Genomic DNA, 18,484 nt, shown 5'->3' on the forward strand with positions numbered 1-18,484 from the left:
CTCCTTACCCCGTTATTCGGTAAATTCCTTCAAGACAATGGTGGCATTATGTCCCCCAAACCCTAAAGAATTGGACATTGATACCTTTACCTCCTGATGGCGTGCTTGATTAGGAACATAATCCAAATCACATTCCGGGTCTGGCTCTCCATAATTCGCCGTTGGCGGAATTATACCACGATCGATCGTTAGAGTGCTTATAATGGCTTCAATCGCTCCGGCAGCGCCCATTAAATGCCCTGTCATGGACTTTGTCGAACTAATCGCTAATTTTGAAGCGGCATCTCCGAAAACCGTTTTAATTGCCGCCGTTTCAGTTGAATCATTGGGCCCGGTTCCGGTTCCATGGGCGTTAATATAATCTACCTCGTTAACGTTCAGGCCTGCATCATCGATCGCCATTTGCATTGCCCGAGCCGCGCCGGCACCGCCGGGAACAGGAGTCGTAATATGATAGGCATCAGAAGTGCTGCCATAACCTGCAAGTTCAGCATAAATCCGAGCGCCGCGAGCCTTGGCATGTTCTAAGGATTCTAAAACCAAAACCCCCGCTCCCTCACCCATTACAAAACCACTGCGCCGCTTATCAAAAGGACGACAGGCCTGCTCAGGATTTTCTTTCTCTGTTGACATTGCTTTCATGGAACAAAATCCGGCATAGGCCAGAGCCGTTAAGGGAGCTTCAGTCCCTCCACATAAGATAACATCAGCATCTCCGCGCTGAATTAAGCGCAGGGCCTCTCCCACCGCATTTGTTGATGAGGCACAAGCCGTCACAATCGTCATGCTGGAACCTTTCAAGCCAAATTCAATCGACAAATGACCAGCGGCCATATTGCCAATTAACATGGGAACAAAGAAGGGACTGATGCGGTTACTGCCCCGGTTCATCAGCACCTCTTTCTGTTCTTCAAAGGTAATGACTCCGCCGATCCCGCATCCCATCACAGCGCCAGCCCGTTCTTTATTAACGTTCTCAAAATCAAGACCGGAATCTTGTACGGCAAGTTTGGCAGCTGCAATAGCAAATTGGGCAAAGCGGTCCATATGACGGCTTTCCTTCTTATCGATCCACTCCGTAGGTTCAAAATTTTTAACTTCTCCCGCAACCTTCGTCGATAAGTTCGAAGTATCAAAACGAGTTAATAACCCGATTCCTGACTTGCCTGCAATCAAGTTATTCCAAAATTCCTCAAGTTGATTGCCAACGGGAGAGATGACACCCATCCCTGTGATTACCGCACGATGTTTCAAATCTCTTCCTCCTTAAGCCTTTTCTATTCCTTCTTTTATATTTTCAAAAATTTCATGAACTGATTTGACTTCATTAATTTTATGAACCTTGGCACCGGAAAAAATCAAGCCGTCATGAACATCACCCTCTTGAGCCTTTATCAGGCGGCGCATGATACAAAAGTTCCCCTCGCAATGTTTAAGGCACATGGCGCATCCCTTAGACTTGACATCGTCATGAGCCTCCAAGGCCTTTGTAAAAGGGTTTCTTATTCCTCTTCCCGGCAAACCCACTGGACTATGAATAATAACAATGTCCTCTTCCTTCGCCTTGATCATCTCGTTTTTCCATTCTTCAGCAGCGCTGCTCTCGTTACTGAGCGCGAAACGGGTTCCCATCTGTACACCATCTGCACCGGATTTCAGCATTGCTGCCACACCTTGGCCGTCAGTAACTCCTCCGGCACCTATTACCGGGATATTTACCGCCGCAATAACTTCCGGCAGGATGTCATGGATCGAACGATCTGTACCGAGATGACCGCCCGCTTCTGTCCCTTCCACGATAACAGCAGCGGCGCCCAGCTTTTCGGATAACTTAGCAAGTTTAGCTGTCGAAACAATCGGTACTACGGGGATACCCTTTTCCTTCCCCCAGGAAAACATATCTCTTGAGAATCCTGCTCCAGAGACCAGAAGGTCTATTTTTTCTTCAAAAGCAGCGTGCACCAACTGGGCAAATTCTCGAACCGCAAACATAATATTAACTCCAATAATCCCCTTTGTGCGCCGACGAGCTTCACGAATTTCTGCAATCAATTCTTCTACAGACAAGCCACTGCCCGCTATCAGGCCAATTCCGCCTTCTTCAGCCACTGCGGCTGCCAGGGGAGACATTGATATACGAACGGCCATCCCTCCCTGGATAATCGGAATTTTAGCTACTAAATCTGCAATATGAAGTTCGGGTATTTTCACTAATGTTTCCTCCCGTCAGAGTTATACCCCATACTTAATAATTGTTATAAAATCTAATTTATTTATTTAAACTTTCTCAGAAGTGTTGACACTTCTAAAAAAAGCAAACTCTTTAAGAGAAAGCCCCGCAACTGTGTACGGGACTTTTGTGATTATTTGTTTTCCTTGATGTAATTGACTGCATCCCCGACTGTCCGGATTTTTTCAGCTTCTTCATCCGGGATATCCATATCGAAGGCCTCTTCCAGAGCCATAATCAATTCAACGATATCCAAAGAATCTGCATTCAACTCTTCAAAGGAGGTCTCCTGGGTAACCGTTGCTTCGTCGACCCCAAGCTGCTCGACGACGATGGCTTTAACTTGTTCGAAAACTCCCATGGTGTTTCTTCACCTCCTCTCACTGACAAACGTCTCTCATTTACATTTCCATACCACCGTCAACACATAAGACTTGCCCTGTTATGTAAGCCGATTCCGGCGAGGTTAAGAATCGGACAACTTTGGCAACATCTTCTGGCTTACCTATGCGGCCTAAAGGAATGGTCTGCAGAATCTCATTTTGCACCCCTTCAGGTAATGTTTCCGTCATATCCGTACAAATATACCCCGGCGCAACTACATTGACTCGTATTCCCCGAGAAGCAAACTCTTTGGCCGTTGCCTTAGACAAGCCGATGATTCCGGCCTTTGCAGCCGCATAATTGGCTTGACCGGCATTGCCGGATAAACCAACTACCGAAGAAATATTCACGATGACTCCCGACCGCTGTTTAAGCATTCCTCTGCTAACGGCCTTCGTACATAGAAAGACACCTTTGAGATTCGTTGCCAGGACCGCATCCCAATCCGCTTCTTTCATACGAAGCATTAAACCATCCCGGGTAATCCCTGCATTATTAACAAGAATATCAATTTTCCCAAAACGTTCAAGCGACGTTTGAACTAAGCGATCCACTTCAGCGGCTTGGCTGACATCCGCCTGAACAGCGATGCTTTCTCCTCCTGCCTGACGGATTAAGGAAACAGTCTCCTCCGCCTTTTCAGAACGGCCCGCATAATTAACAACAACCTTGACACCCGCTGCAGCCAATTCAAGGGCGATGGCGCGTCCAATTCCCCGACCGCCCCCAGTAACGATAGCCACGCTTTCATTCAGCACCATTTTAACGACTCTCCTTCAAATATGCAAGTGACTTTTCCAAGCTCTCCTTATCCTCAACGCGGAGAAGGTTAACTCCCGGGGCGATTTTCTTGATCAGCCCGGTTAAAACCTTGCCGGGACCACACTCAATAAATGTATCGACACCTGAATCGACAAGATAGCGCACAGACTGTTCCCATCTCACAGGTCCGCTGACCTGGTCAACCAGGGATTGCACAGTACGCTCCGCAGAAACCACCTCTCCGGCATCGATGTTAGCAATAATCGGACAGCTTGGAGTGGTCCAATGAACCTGTTCTAAAACTGAAAGAAGTTCTTCTCCTGCCTTCTTCATCAAACTCGAGTGAAAAGGTCCGCTCACGGCAAGAGGTACAGCTCTTTTAGCTCCCAGTTCCTTGGCAATCTCCATGGCCCGGGTTAAAGCCGTCAGCTCTCCGGAAATCACCACTTGCCCCGGACAATTAAAATTCGCCGGAGCAACAACACCCAGCTCCGCTCCTCGTTGACAAGCTTCTTCCACCTTTTCTGCCGCCAGCCCCAAAATAGCTGCCATCCCGCCTCCTGCGGGAACCGCCTTCTGCATCAGCTCTCCCCGCCGTCTCACAACGTTTAGAGCCTCTGCCAAAGTTAGACTGCCTGCGGCCACATGAGCTGAATATTCACCCAGGCTATGTCCTGCCACATAATCAGGCTTAACACCAGCCTCTTGAAGCTGAAGCCAAGCAGCAATACTCACAAGAAGAATTGCCGGCTGAGTGTTTGCCGTTTGCTGAAGCTCTTCTTCAGGGCCCTTTTCCAAAAGCTCTAAGAAAGATGTTCCCAGGACCTCCCGGGCTATTTCATAAGCCCCTTTCCCGCTTACAGTTGGAAACAATTCTTGCCCCATTCCAACATATTGAGAGCCCTGGCCCGGAAAGACTACTGCTAGTTTATTCAAGCCTCAGTCTCCCTTCTTTCCAAGCAATGTTGTTAGGCGCGAATATTCTTTTTCTGCTGATTGCATGATATCTTGAACAATCATGGCAGCTGGTTCAATTTGTTTTACTGCTCCTGCAATCTGCCCTGCCATGATTGAACCATTTTCAACGTCCCCTTCAACCATAGCCAGGCGGAGTTTTCCCTGACCAAGCCTTTCGAGCTCAGCCCCTGCCATGCCCTCTTTCTCATACTGTTCAAATTCTCGTGTAAACCGATTGTCTAAGCAGCGAACCGGGTGTCCGGTTGACCTCCCGGTAACAACCGTCGAACGATCCTTAGCTTTTATAATTTTTTCTTTCACAAGAGGAGAGATCGTACACTCTTGAGCACACATAAAGCGAGTCCCCATTTGCACCCCTTCTGCGCCGAGAGCCATGGCCGCGACGAGTCCCCTGCCGTCTAAAACCCCGCCTGCTGCTATGACAGGTATATCTACCGCATCCACAATTTGCGGAATCAAAGGAAAGGTTCCGATTTCTCCAATATGTCCTCCGGACTCCATACCTTCTGCAATAAGTGCGTCAACTCCGACCTTTTCCAAGCGTTTAGCTAAGGCTACCGAAGCAACGACTGGAATCACCTTCGTGCCAACTTCTTTGAGATCAGGAACATATTTTCCCGGATTGCCAGCTCCAGTCGTGATGACGGGAACACGCTCTTCGAGAATTACCTGCATGACTTCATCTACAAACGGGGACATTAACATAACATTAACGCCAAAAGGCTTCGTCGTAATTCTCTTGACTTTGCCAATTTCCACGCGCAGCCAATCCGCTGGAGCCTGACCTGAGCCAATGATCCCTAGACCGCCTGCCTCCGAAACTGCAGCCGCTAACTCCCCCGTCGCAACCCAAGCCATTCCCCCTTGAAAAATAGGGTATTCTATACCTATTAACTCACAGATTCTTGTTTTAATCATGCTTTTTTCCTACTTTCATCCATTTAAGGACACAGGCCCCCCAAGTCAATCCAGCTCCAAACCCAACCATGACAACCACATCCCCTTCATGGAGACGACCCTCTTTTACCGCTTCGTCAAGGGCCACGGGAATGGAAGCTGCCGACATATTACCATACTTGTCCAGATTGATAACCACTTTTTTCGGCGATATACCTAAACGTTTGATAGATGCATCAACAATTCGAATATTTGCTTGATGGGGTACAAGCAAATCCACATCTTCTTTGCATAAACCTGCTTTTTCTAAAACATTAACTGAAACATCACCCATAATCCGTACGGCAAATTTATAAACTTCCTTGCCTTCCATCTGAATCGTGTGTAAATTTTTCTCAACGGTTTCCTGACTGGCCGGATGCATTGACCCACCGGCAGTTTGGGCTAACAGCTTACCTCCTGAACCATCGGAGCCTAATTCAAAACTCAGAAAACCATAGCCTTCCTCCACAGGCTGTAATACAGCTGCCCCTGCGCCGTCGCCAAAAAGAACGCAGGTACCGCGATCTGTCCAATTAATAATTTTACTTAACGTTTCTCCGCCAATGACAAGAACGGTTCTATACATCCCTGCAGCAATGAACTGACTTGCCGTCGCTACTCCGTAAATAAAGCCTGTACATCCTGCCTGCACATCAAAAGCCGCAGCATTTTTAGCACCTAAGCGATCAGCGACTAAACATGAAGTCGAAGGAAAAGCATAGTCTCCCGTAATGGTTGCCACAATCACAAGGTCAACCTCTTCCGGGCTTATCTTGGCATCTTCTAACGCTTTTAACCCTGCTTGATAGCATAACTCTGACACCGGCGTATCTTTAGCCGCAATATGCCTTTCCCGGATCCCCGTTCGTGTGACGATCCATTCATCATTTGTCTCTACAAGTTTCTCCATATCAGCATTCGTTAAAACCTTTTCCGGAACAAAGGACCCTGTCCCTACAATTCCAACACTTCTCATAGCCGCAGTCCTCTCTATTAATTATTTGAAACACGTTACTTTGGCAAGTTACTTTTTATTTGTTCCAGGAGCTGTACCTGCACACATTCCCGGGCTACACGAACTGCATTAAAAATCGCCTTGTTTTTCGAGCTTCCATGACAGATAATGCTGATTCCATTGACCCCCAACAGAGGAGCACCGCCATATTCAGCATAATCCATCATTTGGGCGATCTCCTTTAAGCCCGGCTTAACCGCTAAAGCTCCTAACTTACGCAGCGCGGTAGAGGTGATTTTTTCCTTAATCTGCTCGAACAAAGCCCCAGCCAATCCTTCTGCCGTTTTCAAAAGCACATTGCCTACAAAACCTTCACAAACAACCACATCGGCCCGGCCGAAAGGCACATCCCGACCCTCAATATTGCCTGAGAAATTTAGGGGAGCATTTTTTAGGAGTTCATAAGCTTTTTGGGTCAAATCATTCCCTTTGCCTTCCTCACTGCCGATATTTAACAGCCCGACCCGCGGATTAGCAATTCCTAAGATTTTCTCGGCATAGATACTTCCCATAAGTCCATACTGACAAAGTTGTTCAGGAGAAGCGTCCAGGTTAGCTCCCACATCGAGAACTAATTTACCCCCCTGTGCCGTTGGCAGCACTGTCGCAATAGCAGGACGTTCAATACCCTTGATGCGCCCTAAGCCCAGCAAAGAAGCTGCCATTTGTGCTCCTGTACTGCCGGCACTAATAAGCGCATCAGCATCACCTTGCTTTACTAAGCGAGTAGCTACGACAATCGACGAATCTTTCTTCTTGCGCACAGCGTTTGCCGGATGTTCATCCATTTCTATAACTTCAGAAGCTTCAACTAACGAAAGGTTATCCGGACATGAACCGGGCAGGAAAGGTTGAATCCGTTCTTTTTGTCCAACCAGCAGAAGATGTAATTCAGAGTTTGCTTCTGCTGCCCTCACGGCCCCTTTCACGATCTCTTCGGGAGCATAGTCTCCTCCCATAGCATCTACGGCAATTTTCATCTACTCCATCTCCGTTTCACGTACTTCCCCTCGCTCCCTGGCAAACAGGACCCAATGTCCGCGAAGTACAGCCTCTGTATTAGCTTGCAAAAGGACATCCACCCAATATTTGTCCCCTTTTCGCTTAGTAACCTTGCCTTCTGCCACAACAACTTCCCCTAACCGAACCGGCCGAATGAACTTAAGCTCTACGCTGCCGGTTAAAGCCATCGGAGCATCCACTAAGGCAATCGCTAAGGAATTAGCCTGGGCAAAAAGATAATGTCCGCGTGCAACTCTTGCTTTCGCCAAAACCATGGTTTCCTCGATTACCATGGTAGAACGTGCCCTTTCCCCGATAACTAATTCCTGAAGCTCCCCAATGACTTCTTGGTCATCTAAGGATTTTAAAGTTGAATATGCTTCCTGGGCAACAACCCTGGTCCGTTCTCTCAACTCAGGAATTCCAAGGACTCCGCGATCTAAACGAATAGTTGATACACTCACTCTAAAGCGCTGAGCAAGTTCTTCATCCGTAAAAAAAGGATGTTTGCTTAATTCTGCTTCAAGAATTTTGCGACGTTCATCCTTACCATATCGAACCACCACTATCACCAAATCTTACTCTATATTTCCTATCGCCTTAACCTGTGAACTCGAAGGGCCCACCCCCACTTATAGAAGTGGGGGGCTTAAAAACTGGATCAATCCATTGAACTAAGGATAATCTTTTCGATACTCGAAGTTCGCGTACCTCACTTCGCAACTTCGCAATTGTGACCTGGTCACAATTATAAACCATATCTGTCTTCATTACAAGAAATTACCCTGTCGAAAAATACGCAGAAAAAAACAAAGAACTCTAAAATAGAATTCTTTGTTTGCTGCTAAACCTTAAGCTTCCTTTGAAATTACAACCTTCGAATTATAATACCCACAGTTTGGGCAAATATAATGCGGCAATTTCGGTTTATGGCATTGGGGGCATTCAATGTGGTTTGGTGCAGTGATTTTCCACATAGCCCGGCGTTTACGTACTCTTGATTTTGATTGGCGATGTTGCGGAACACCCATGATTACACCCCCTTTAGGTACTCGAAAATTGATTAGTCATTTGCTTGCCATTTGGCCAATGCTGCAAATCGAGGATCAACAACGTCCTCTTTACACGAACACGTGGTCTGGTTGAGATTTGCACCACAGGTTAAACATAAACCTCGACAATCCTCTGAACAGATAAACTTCATAGGCAAAGCTAACACAATTTGTTCAAAAATGCGTTGTGTAATATCAACGTCATCCTTTTCTAAAAGAAGTGCGGATTCCAGCAAATCTTCCGTAGCTTGTGAAGGGAAAACCCATTCGTCCTGGTAAGGTAGATTAAGATGATAATTAAAAGGTTCCAAACACCGTCCACACATTACTTTTAATTCCGACTCAATTGTTCCCTTAACCAGCACCGCTTTATTTGTGTTGACTACCTGAAGTTGTACGTGTACAGGCGCTGAAAACGAGAATGTTTCTGTTCCTAATTCAAACGGGGAAAAATCTTCCGTTAAATCAAAATAGATACTTTCTCCAGATCTGTGACGAACCTGGGCAACATTCACTTTCACTTTAATTCACCCCAATACACATACTACATTATAGTTGGCACATTTTTCTTTGTCAAGGAAAACTCTTCACATCCTATTTTGCTGTCAATTCTTGAGCCTCGAGAGCAATCATCAGTTCTTCATTGGTTGGAATCACAAGAACTCGGCACCGGGCATTCGGTTTAGAAACGTCGACTTCTTCACCCCGAACTTTATTTTTCTCTAAATCAAGTTCGATTCCAAAGAACTCCATGTTAGCGCAAATTGACGCACGTGTGCTCGCCGAATTTTCTCCAACTCCTGCTGTAAAGATAATGGCATCAACACCGCCTAATTCTGCGGCATAGGCTCCAATAAACTCCCGAACATCATGAGCGAAAATATCTAATGCCAACTGAGCACGGAAATTTCCCTGTGCTGCTGCAACTTCAATATCTCTGAAGTCACTGCTTACGCCTGAAACTCCTAAGGCACCACATTTGGTATTCAGGAATTCATTCATTTGGTCAACATTAAAATTTTCCTTGTTCATAATATAGGTTACAATCGCCGGGTCCAAAGCCCCCGAACGGGTACCCATGAGCAGTCCATCTAAAGGAGTAAAGCCCATAGACGTTTCGACAGACTTTCCGCCCTTGATGGCGGAGATAGAAGCACCATTTCCTAAGTGGCAGCTAATTAGTTTTAAGTCCTTAAGGGGTTTTTGCAGCAGAACGGCAGCCCGTTGACTGACATATTTATGGGAAGTTCCATGAAAACCGTATTTGCGGATGCCGTATTTTTGATAAAACTCATAAGGCAATCCATAAATATAACTATCCGGTTTCATTGATTGATGGAAAGCGGTATCAAAAACTGCAACTTGAGGCACGCCGGGCATGATCGATTGACAAGCTTTAATTCCGGCAATATTGGGCGGATTGTGTAAAGGAGCAAGTTCTATACATTCATCGAGCGCTTTCATTACAGCATCATCAATAACTACAGACTTCGAGAATTTTTCTCCTCCATGGACAACCCGATGGCCTACTGCCGTGATTTCACTTAAATCTTTGAGGGCGCCGTATTCAGGAGATACCAATTCTTTAAGCACAAGTTCTATGGCCACGGAATGATTCGGTATGCTCGTTTTCTTGACTTCTTTTTTACCCGAAGCAGTCGTATGTGTAAGAACTGACCCTTGAAGGCCAATCCGCTCCACTAAACCTTTGGCAACCGGGTTATTAGTATTCATGTCAATAGCCTGATACTTCAATGAAGAACTTCCACAGTTTATCACGAGAATTTTCATTTCTAATCCCCTTCGTTTTTTTCCGGTCTCACTTCGATTTCTGTTTAAGATAATCTTAGTCTTTCCGAAAAGTTTTTTATTTTTTCTAATTCCGGCACTCCATATTTTTCCACCAAACGTTTTTTTTTTACTAAGTGAGTGTAGCACAATTTTTCAGGTTATTTCAAGCCCTATCTCCATTATTCTTCTAATTTCAGAAGATTGCGCTAACGTTTGCCACATCATTTCTTCCTCGTCACAACTTCTAGCGCCTGCCATTCTTCCATATAAATTAGCAGAGAAGGTGAAGGAAGGTGTGATTTTTCGCATGTCTGTCGTGATTCGTGTCTTAAGTTTAAGTTTCCTTGCCTTCGGCATGTTTATTTATCCTCAAGAAGTTCTGAATTCTGCCGCTGCAAGCTTAACCTTATGGTGGCGTTTTGTTCTCCCGGCCTTACTTCCATTTTTTATTCTCTCAGAACTTCTCATGTCTTCAGGCTTTGTTCATTTTCTCGGTGTCTTTCTTGAATCATTTATGCGTCCTGTTTTTCGCCTGCCGGGCCAAGCCGCCTTTGTGGTGGCAATGGGATATACCTCAGGATTTCCAATGGGAGCAGTTCTGACTGCCCGGCTCCGTAAAGCCGGGGAAATATCCCGCATAGAAGGAGAACGACTTTTAGCATTTACCAACAATCCCAGTCCGGGATTCATGTTTGGCGCAGTCGCCTCGGGAATGTTAGGCCAACCGACCCTCGGGATTGTCCTAGCCGGTTCAGTGTATCTTGCCAATCTCCTGGTAGGATTTCTCTTTCGCTTTTACCGTAAAACTGCCTCCCCTGCGCAGCCGCTTAAATTTCCTTCCTTCAGACGTGCCTGGCAGGAACTAAAAACAGCTCAGCTCCAAGATAAACGAACCATTGGACAGATTCTCAGTGATTCCATTAAGCAAAGCTTTACAACAGTGCTTATGGTCGGTGGATTTATGGCCTTTTTTTCTGTAATTCTACGTCTCCTGAATATCTGGCATATCACGTTTTTCTTAGCATCTATGAGTCATTATTTTTTAAGGGTAATCCCCATATCAATACATCAAGCCTTTTACAACGGCCTTCTCGAAATGACCATTGGCTGTCAGCAGGGCATCCAAGCAGTTCCGATTCTCAGACAGCAAATAGCCCTCTTAACCTTCCTCATGGGTTGGAGCGGCTTATCCGTCTTCGCTCAAGTAATCGGATTCATCAGCGGCACGGACCTACGGATCACACCTTTTATTGCAGCCAGAATCCTTCATGGCATTTTCGCTTTAGGACTGAGTCAGCTCTTCTTAAACTACACTAAAATACCGGCCCTTGCCCTGCCCCCACAAGCATTAAGTCCCATGTCTCAGGCCTGGAATACATGGCATCTTAGTTTAATCATGTTTTTAGGAGCATCGGGTATTCTATTGTCTCTTGCTGCGAGCCAGCGGCTGCATCGTTAACTATGACTGTAAAAGAGAAAGAGAGAAGGAGGAGCTTATTCCTTTACTCTTCCTTCTCTCTTTCAATGTTGGCCTTTTGTTCTTTGTCTTCTATGGCAAGACTCTTTAATTCTTCATGATTCTTTCTTATCGATTGAAGGGTCTCATACAAACTCTGCTCCACATGTTGAAGCATCTCATCAGCATATTGAACCGATCCTACCTTAACATTATGGGCAAAGGTCTGGGCTTGTCTGACAATATCCTCCCCATAAGTCTGAGCCTGCTTTACAACCTCGTGTTCAACAGCCATTTTGTCAACGTAAGCTTTTCCCCGTTCCATAACTTTTTGAGCTTCGGCCTGTGCTTCATCGAGTATGCGTTGACGCTCTTTTAATACCCATTTAGCATTTTCCAATTCTTCCGGCAAAGCGGCACGCACCCGGTCAAGGAGTTCAAAAATCACTGCATCATCCACAAGTACTTTTCCTGTCATCGGAATCTTAGGCCCATGATCAATAATCTCTTCCACTTCATTAAGTAAACTCAAAATATCATCTTCCACGTAAATCCTCCCCCTCGTTAGACATCCATTCTCTGGATATACCATACTTTTGTATCGCCGTATAAACTGGTTTTTCGAATTTCAAAAGAAAAAAAAGCATCATTCTCATTCAATAGTTCATCTTTTGCTGTTTCCGCAATGATAACACCGTTAGGTGCTAAGTAAGTACTGGAACTTAGAGTTTTTAAAGACTGAAGGACTAATTCTTTATGGTAAGGGGGATCTAAAAAAATCAAGTCATAGGCTTCATCTGAGCAGTTTTCCAAATACTTAAAAGCATCCATATGCAAGACTTTCGTTTTCGGCCCTAAGCCAAGACGACCGATGTTCTCCTGAATAACTTCAAGTGCATTATGGCTTTTTTCTACTAATACTGCCTCGCGAGCTCCTCGGGAAAGAGCTTCCAAGGCTAAATTTCCCGTACCCGAAAATAGGTCTAAAACGCGGGCATCAATTATGCGTTCTCCCAAAACATTAAATATAGCGCCTTTAACTTTATCTGAGGTAGGACGCGTCAGCATCCCTTCGACAGCTTTCAGAATTCGTCCCCGCATTTCACCTGCTATGATTCTCATATACCCTCCAAACTCCATTATAGCAGAGCTTATTAAGCTTTTCAGCCAATAATTTGGCCAATTGGACATTTTACGTTAAGTATAACACAAATACTCTGAACTCTTTCTGAATTTCTTTGAATATCATTTTTGTTTTTGCCCATACTATCTTTGGTATTCAATGATTTTTAAATTGAGCATTGAATACTCTTCCCCCATCCAGCTCTTCCTTTCGTTTTTCCTCTCTGTTCACTGGGAGCTTAACAAAGCCCCAGTGACTTTTTTAAGCAGATATAAATATTCTCATAATAGCAAGAAAAGGAGCCAAGAACAATGAATAAATCTCAACTTTATCGCCAACTTAATGTCCAGGTTGACCTAGCGGTCGAAGCGCATCAGCTCCTTCGAGGGGAGAGCGGAGAAGAAATTCCGGGGGTAATTATGGATGAACAAGCATTGGATCATGCCAAAGTAACTATTATTACCGTCGAAACCGATGAGGGAGTTCAAGCTATAGGTAAACCAAAAGGGCAATACATTACCATTGATGCTCCGGAAATAAGAACTAACGATTATTCTATCCATGATTCCATTACCCAAATATTAGCAGATCAATTAGCTGAATTAATGGGCCTTAGAGAGGATGCCAGCGTCTTAATTATTGGCTTGGGAAACTGGAATGCCACACCGGATGCCCTTGGCCCTCAAGTGATCAGTAAGACTATGGTAACCCGTCACCTCTACCAGCTTTCTCCCGACGATTTAAAAGGTAAAATGCGCAAGGTTAGCGCTATCTCCCCAGGTGTCCTTGGTACTACGGGAATTGAGACCGCCGAAATCATTCGAGGTATCGTTGATCACGTCAAACCGGATTTGGTGATTGCCATTGATGCCTTAGCGGCGGGTTCTCTGGAACGCATCGGCACCAGTATCCAGCTGGCCGATACAGGGATTCACCCTGGTTCCGGCGTCGGAAATCCCCGGGCTGGAATTAACGAAGAAACCGTAGGTTGTAAAGTCATTGCTATTGGCCTTCCGACTGTACTTAACGCTGCTATTATTGCCCACGACGCAGTTGAAGGCATTTTCAAGGAATTTGTAACTACTCCTTCTTTATATAAACTTTATAAAGGGATTAAACCTGAAGTCCTAAGCAAAATTATCGACGATGTTCTATCGCCTTTTCAAGGAAACCTCATGGTCACTCCCAAGGAAATTGATTCCCTGATTCAAACAACTGCCAAAATTATTGCCGGAGCACTTGCCATTAGTATCCATCCAGGAATCGATCGGGAGGATTATGAACGGTATTTGCAATAATCGTAATTTAAATCACAAACTACAGGGCTTGAGGCAGCAATAGCTTAAGCCCTGTTTGCTTTTAGCCTTGGATGGCGAATAAGAAAAAGGCCAGGTTAATAATAACCGGCCTTTTTCAGGGATACGTTATTGTGGTGTATTGGGAAAGCGTTTGTGTTTGCGATTGGCAATCCCAATCTCTTGAGCGACTTCATACTTGAATTTCTCTAATTCCGGTGTGAGTTGGACCATCGGTTTCGTTGACTTAGCCAAAGCTTACACCTCCATAGATTTTTTCAGTAAGGCAGCAGACCTACATCGCTGCTGCTTCGCTTTCAAACTCTTACGCTTTGTTCTGATTCTAGTATTCTCATTCAGAGAAAATCAATACTCGGCAATTCTTACCAAGATTAAGTTTAATGAACACCAATCTTCTCAGGCGGGAACATTCTCTGAACTTCGTGAAAAAGCAACGTGTAGTTTTCAGGATGAAGCAGAGCCTTTTGGACCATCTGATAGGCCTTTTCCACAAGCTGTCCGTCACGTGAAAGGTCCGCAAGATGTAATTGACTAAGTCCATGCTGCCGAGTCCCCAAAAGTTCGCCAGTCCCGCGCAGCCGCATGTCTTCTTCGGCAATTTCAAAGCCATCTTCGGTTTGACAAAGGACATCCAAGCGGCGGCTTTGAGATTGTTCCGACAATAAAAAGCAATAGGATTGTTCACTGCCTCGTCCGACCCGTCCTCTAAGCTGATGTAACTGGGCCAGGCCAAATCTTTCCGCCGATTCGATAACCATAACTGAGGCGTTAGGAACATTGACCCCCACCTCCACCACTGTCGTTGCAACGAGGATATCAATGTTCCCCCTTTGAAACTCGGTCATAATTTCATCTTTTTCCGAACCCTTCATCTTCCCATGCAATAATGCTACGCGACGCTTGGGAAAGCGATCTTGAAGTTCTGAAGCCCTTTGGGTTGCTGAAATAAGGTCAAGAGTTTCCGATTCCTCAACTAACGGACACACGACATAAACTTGTCGCCCTATGGTTACCTGCTCTTCAAGAAATTTTTCTAATTTAGCACGACTTCGTTCTGTCAATTTCCTTGTAATAATTGGTTTTCGGCCTACAGGCATTTCATCAAGAACGGAAAGCTGTAAATCTCCATAGAGAGTTAAGGCCAACGTTCTCGGAATCGGTGTAGCAGTAAGTACTAAGACATGGGGGTTATCCCCTTTATCTTGAAGCATCGTTCTTTGACGGACGCCAAAACGATGTTGTTCATCTGTTATCGCCAACCCAAGTGCTTTAAAAACCACCGTATCTTGAATTAAGGCATGAGTTCCGACAACGACCTCTGCACTGCCATCAGCGATTCCAGCCAAAATGCCCTCTCTTTCACTTTTGCTTTGGCTGCCCAGCAAACAAACAACAGTGATTCCCAAAGGAGCGAACATCTTTTCCAGGGCCTGGTAATGCTGCAGGGCTAAGATTTCCGTTGGGGCCATCATTGCTCCCTGATATCCGGACCCCACCGCCCGCAGCAAGGCCGCCATAGCTACTGCTGTTTTCCCCGAACCAACGTCTCCCTGAACTAAACGAGCCATTCCTTGAGGCTTGGCCATATCTTGAAATATCTCGCGAATCACACGCTGCTGAGCACCGGTTAATTGAAACGGCAAACCTTCGCAAAAGCTTTGGATCAACGTTTCCCCTCCGATAAGCGGTGGACTTCCAAGTCTGACTAACCCTTGACGCAGATTTGCAAAGGCTAATTGTAAAAGGAGAACCTCTTCCCAAACCAAACGATCTCTTGCCTTGGCCAAACTTTCATAGTCTATCGGAAAATGGATTTCACGATGAGCTTTTGCTCGCTCCATCCAACCCTTGGCTTCTTCCTCCGGAATTATCTCAGGAAAGATTGTGTCTGCCTCTTGCAGCACATATTGCATAATTCGACGAATCGCCTTCGAGGATAAGCGTGCAGTCTCAGAATACACCGGCAAAATCGCCGATGAATCAGGAGTTGGTGATGAACGGGAAGACTCAACCATTTTATCCATCTCAATGTCAGTTACTAATATTTCCGGAATTTGTTGCTGCCAGCGCACTTTTCCTGTTACAACTACCCTAGCCCCAACCGGATATTGTTTAAGAATAAACGGCTGATTAAACCAAGTCGCCTGAACTAAGCGCCCTTGTTGCTCAATGCTCAGCTTGACCACCTTTAGCTTGCCTCTGATAACTTGTCCCGCTGCAACGTTTCCCGAAACAGTGGCAACTTCTCCGTCTTTTAATTCAGAAATCATTCGTCTTCGGCGATCTTCATATCTGCGGGGATAGTAGAGCAGTAAATCCAGGATAGTATTAATTCCTAATTTTTCAAGTTGTTTCGCTCTTTCCGGTCCAACTCCTTTTACAAATTGCAAGGCTTTGCCGCTGTCGACCTTCTTTGAGGGCTTAGGCTCTTTTTTAAGACGTTCTTGATTATGTACTTGCTGTTTATCTTCTTTTTCCTGCTCTTTTGGGTTTACTTGGGTCGTTAAACATTCTGCTAACCCTATTTTAGCGGCAGAACCATTAGCCTGGTGATAGCGATTTTCCGCTTCCAGCAACATTTCCTGCCGAAAGCGCCGCAATTCGGAGAAAGCCTCGCGGCGGCGCAATGGACTCCAAGCACCATAATTTTGGGCTAATTCCCTAAGTAAGTCCATATCATACCCCGGGAACAGCTGTTCAAGCCTGGGGAGTATTCCTCCCAAAAAGGAACTGAATCCCCCAAGAACCCCTGTATTCAAGAAACCTTGCTTTTCTTCGGCCCTCAGCGCTCTTTGCAGATTGCTAAGAACAATTTCCACTTGATTTAATTTCATAGAAAATCAGCTCGGATTTTTCGGCCTGTCGGTGTTACAGCCAGGCCACCTTGAGCAGTTTCCTTTAAAGAGCAAGACATTTGATGGCCTATTTCCGCCATCGTATCAATAACCTCATCGATAGGAATGGCACTTTTTACTCCTGCAAGGGCCATCTCGGCTGCAGTAAGTGCAATCATTGCCCCTGTAGCGTTACGTTTCACACATGGCACCTCAACAAGGCCGGCGACAGGATCACACACTAAACCCAGCATAGACTTTAAGGCAATAGCGGCGCCATGAGCCGTTTGCCTTGGCGATCCCCCCGCCAGTTCCACAGCCGCTGCCGCGGACATGGCCGCGGCCGATCCGATCTCCGCCTGACATCCGCCTTCAGCTCCTGACACATTGGCTCTCTCGGTAATAATGATTCCTAATCCTGCTGCTGTAAAAAGAGCGGAGAGCAATTCTTCTTCACCCGAATGAAAAATCTCCTCAAGAGTAAAAAGAACTGCCGGCAAAACACCACAAGAACCAGCTGTAGGCGCAGCAACAATTCTGCCCATAGAGGCATTGACTTCAGCCACGGCCAAGGCTTTGGCTATAGCCCCGCTCATAGGTCCTCCGATCAATGTGGTCCCGCTTTTTCTGCGTTCTTCAACTTTGGCCGCATCGCCTCCCACCAGACCCGAAGCAGAACGTCGTTTACCACTCAGACCAATCTTAACAGATTCTCTCATGACCTTAAGATTTTTCCCCATACGTTCAAAGAGAGCTTCCTCGGATAATTCCAGCTCTTCAATTTGGTTCTGAAGAACAATGCTGCTGATTTTCAAACCCTTCGTCTCAGCCTCAACAACCCAATCTTCATAAGCGCGCATCTGTGCTACCTCCTATTCCAGTGGTTCAATGGCTAAGGCCTGCTTAATGCTCGGAAGTCTCCGAGTTAAATCCAGTACAGCTTCATCTATTTTTTGATCCGTCTCCAATACCATTAAGGCCTGTGCACCCTTCTTCTCACGGGAAACCCGCATTGTGGCAATATTGATCTGAGCCGTTGCCAAAAGTAGAGTCACTTGAGCCACAACTCCAGGCAAATCCTGATGTAGAATGACGAGAGTCGGGTAATCTCCATTAATCCCCACCCTAAAATTATTGATTTGCCGAATTAGAATAGCGCCTCCACCAATGGAGGAACCAATAATTTCAACTCTTTCCTTTGGGCCCGTTAAATCAAATTTCACAGTATTAGGATGGACATCGCCAAGATCGGCCTTTTCAAAGCGAACCTTAAGCCCTCGTTCCTTAGCAATTTCAGGTGCGTCGGGAATTCTTTCATCATCCGGCGCCATCCCTAAAAGACCTGCAATTAAAGCTACATCTGTCCCATGACCCTTTCCCGTTTCGGCAAAAGAACCATGAAGCGTGACAATTCCCTCAAGAGGTTCTTCTCCGAGAATTTTCCTGGCCATAGTACCTAAACGGACGGCACCGGCAGTATGTGAACTTGACGGACCAACCATAATCGGTCCAAGAAGATCAAAGACATTACTTTTGCTCACTGTTCCATCTCCCCCGATAAATCTAAGACACATCGTTTAATAACCTATACATTTAATAACC

At 45.6% G+C, this 18,484-nt stretch carries 20 protein-coding genes; 2 read left to right on the top strand and 18 right to left on the bottom strand.

What is annotated here, in order from left to right; translation table 11 throughout:
* Window positions 1–12: 12 nt before the first annotated feature.
* From fabF to B5Y67_RS21630, 12 genes are all read right to left on the bottom strand, one after another.
* Complete coding sequence (gene fabF, locus B5Y67_RS21575; RefSeq protein WP_088228465.1) at window positions 13–1,254, bottom strand: beta-ketoacyl-ACP synthase II; 1,242 nt, start codon at window positions 1,252–1,254, stop codon at window positions 13–15.
* Between the two features lie 12 nt (window positions 1,255–1,266).
* Window positions 1,267–2,211 (bottom strand): nitronate monooxygenase, encoded by a 945-nt coding sequence (locus B5Y67_RS21580; RefSeq protein ID WP_088228466.1) that lies wholly within the window; start codon window positions 2,209–2,211, stop codon window positions 1,267–1,269.
* 152 nt (window positions 2,212–2,363) lie between these two features.
* Complete coding sequence (acpP, locus tag B5Y67_RS21585) at window positions 2,364–2,591, bottom strand: acyl carrier protein (RefSeq protein ID WP_014828523.1); 228 nt, start codon at window positions 2,589–2,591, stop codon at window positions 2,364–2,366.
* 40 nt (window positions 2,592–2,631) lie between these two features.
* Window positions 2,632–3,375, bottom strand: coding sequence for a 3-oxoacyl-[acyl-carrier-protein] reductase (fabG, locus tag B5Y67_RS21590; protein ID WP_088228467.1), 744 nt, complete (start codon window positions 3,373–3,375; stop codon window positions 2,632–2,634).
* Between the two features lies 1 nt (window position 3,376).
* Window positions 3,377–4,312, bottom strand: a complete 936-nt coding sequence (gene fabD / locus B5Y67_RS21595) for an ACP S-malonyltransferase (RefSeq protein ID WP_088228468.1) — start codon at window positions 4,310–4,312, stop codon at window positions 3,377–3,379.
* Between the two features lie 3 nt (window positions 4,313–4,315).
* Window positions 4,316–5,272 carry an enoyl-[acyl-carrier-protein] reductase FabK gene (gene fabK, locus B5Y67_RS21600; RefSeq protein ID WP_088228469.1) on the bottom strand — a complete coding sequence of 319 codons (957 nt, stop codon included), beginning with the start codon at window positions 5,270–5,272 and terminating at the stop codon, window positions 4,316–4,318.
* A complete protein-coding gene (locus B5Y67_RS21605) occupies window positions 5,265–6,269 on the bottom strand; it encodes a beta-ketoacyl-ACP synthase III (RefSeq protein ID WP_088228470.1) in 1,005 nt (334 codons plus the stop codon). Before B5Y67_RS21605 ends, fabK begins: the two co-directional genes overlap by 8 nt.
* Before the next feature lie 35 nt (window positions 6,270–6,304).
* Entirely contained in the window at window positions 6,305–7,288 is a 984-nt protein-coding gene (plsX, locus tag B5Y67_RS21610) for a phosphate acyltransferase PlsX (protein WP_088228471.1), read from the bottom strand.
* Window positions 7,289–7,873: a transcription factor FapR gene (gene fapR / locus B5Y67_RS21615; protein ID WP_088229033.1), complete on the bottom strand. Its 585-nt coding sequence runs from the start codon at window positions 7,871–7,873 to the stop codon at window positions 7,289–7,291.
* A gap of 288 nt (window positions 7,874–8,161) precedes the next feature.
* Complete coding sequence (gene rpmF / locus B5Y67_RS21620) at window positions 8,162–8,341, bottom strand: 50S ribosomal protein L32 (RefSeq protein ID WP_014828530.1); 180 nt, start codon at window positions 8,339–8,341, stop codon at window positions 8,162–8,164.
* A 32-nt stretch (window positions 8,342–8,373) separates the two neighbouring features.
* Window positions 8,374–8,883, bottom strand: a complete 510-nt coding sequence (locus B5Y67_RS21625) for a DUF177 domain-containing protein (protein WP_088228472.1) — start codon at window positions 8,881–8,883, stop codon at window positions 8,374–8,376.
* 73 nt (window positions 8,884–8,956) lie between these two features.
* On the bottom strand, window positions 8,957–10,153 hold the full coding sequence (locus B5Y67_RS21630; protein WP_088229034.1) for an acetate kinase: 1,197 nt from the start codon (window positions 10,151–10,153) through the stop codon (window positions 8,957–8,959).
* A 295-nt stretch (window positions 10,154–10,448) separates the two neighbouring features.
* Here B5Y67_RS21630 and ylbJ point away from each other — a divergent pair, with 295 nt between their 5' ends.
* Entirely contained in the window at window positions 10,449–11,612 is a 1,164-nt protein-coding gene (gene ylbJ, locus B5Y67_RS21635; RefSeq protein ID WP_242976082.1) for a sporulation integral membrane protein YlbJ, read from the top strand.
* A gap of 43 nt (window positions 11,613–11,655) precedes the next feature.
* On the opposite strand, the gene B5Y67_RS21640 is transcribed toward ylbJ, so the two are convergent.
* Window positions 11,656–12,156 (bottom strand): ATPase, encoded by a 501-nt coding sequence (locus tag B5Y67_RS21640; RefSeq protein WP_170932768.1) that lies wholly within the window; start codon window positions 12,154–12,156, stop codon window positions 11,656–11,658.
* 17 nt (window positions 12,157–12,173) lie between these two features.
* Window positions 12,174–12,731 carry a 16S rRNA (guanine(966)-N(2))-methyltransferase RsmD gene (gene rsmD / locus B5Y67_RS21645; RefSeq protein WP_088228474.1) on the bottom strand — a complete coding sequence of 186 codons (558 nt, stop codon included), beginning with the start codon at window positions 12,729–12,731 and terminating at the stop codon, window positions 12,174–12,176.
* A 312-nt stretch (window positions 12,732–13,043) separates the two neighbouring features.
* Here rsmD and gpr point away from each other — a divergent pair, with 312 nt between their 5' ends.
* Window positions 13,044–14,030: a GPR endopeptidase gene (gpr, locus tag B5Y67_RS21650; RefSeq protein ID WP_088228475.1), complete on the top strand. Its 987-nt coding sequence runs from the start codon at window positions 13,044–13,046 to the stop codon at window positions 14,028–14,030.
* Window positions 14,031–14,156: 126 nt separating this feature from the next.
* Here gpr and B5Y67_RS21655 read toward each other — a convergent pair whose 3' ends face one another.
* The 4 genes from B5Y67_RS21655 to sdaAB form a co-directional block, all read right to left on the bottom strand.
* Window positions 14,157–14,282 (bottom strand): small, acid-soluble spore protein, alpha/beta type, encoded by a 126-nt coding sequence (locus tag B5Y67_RS21655; RefSeq protein WP_140417726.1) that lies wholly within the window; start codon window positions 14,280–14,282, stop codon window positions 14,157–14,159.
* Window positions 14,283–14,425: 143 nt separating this feature from the next.
* Window positions 14,426–16,882, bottom strand: coding sequence for an ATP-dependent DNA helicase RecG (gene recG / locus B5Y67_RS21660; RefSeq protein ID WP_088228476.1), 2,457 nt, complete (start codon window positions 16,880–16,882; stop codon window positions 14,426–14,428).
* Window positions 16,879–17,742, bottom strand: coding sequence for an L-serine ammonia-lyase, iron-sulfur-dependent, subunit alpha (sdaAA, locus tag B5Y67_RS21665; RefSeq protein WP_088228477.1), 864 nt, complete (start codon window positions 17,740–17,742; stop codon window positions 16,879–16,881). Before sdaAA ends, recG begins: the two co-directional genes overlap by 4 nt.
* A 12-nt stretch (window positions 17,743–17,754) precedes the next feature.
* Window positions 17,755–18,423 carry an L-serine ammonia-lyase, iron-sulfur-dependent subunit beta gene (gene sdaAB / locus B5Y67_RS21670; protein WP_088228478.1) on the bottom strand — a complete coding sequence of 223 codons (669 nt, stop codon included), beginning with the start codon at window positions 18,421–18,423 and terminating at the stop codon, window positions 17,755–17,757.
* Window positions 18,424–18,484 lie beyond the last annotated feature (61 nt).

The organism is Desulfosporosinus sp. FKB (genome assembly GCF_002196705.1).
GTDB lineage: Bacteria > Bacillota > Desulfitobacteriia > Desulfitobacteriales > Desulfitobacteriaceae > Desulfosporosinus.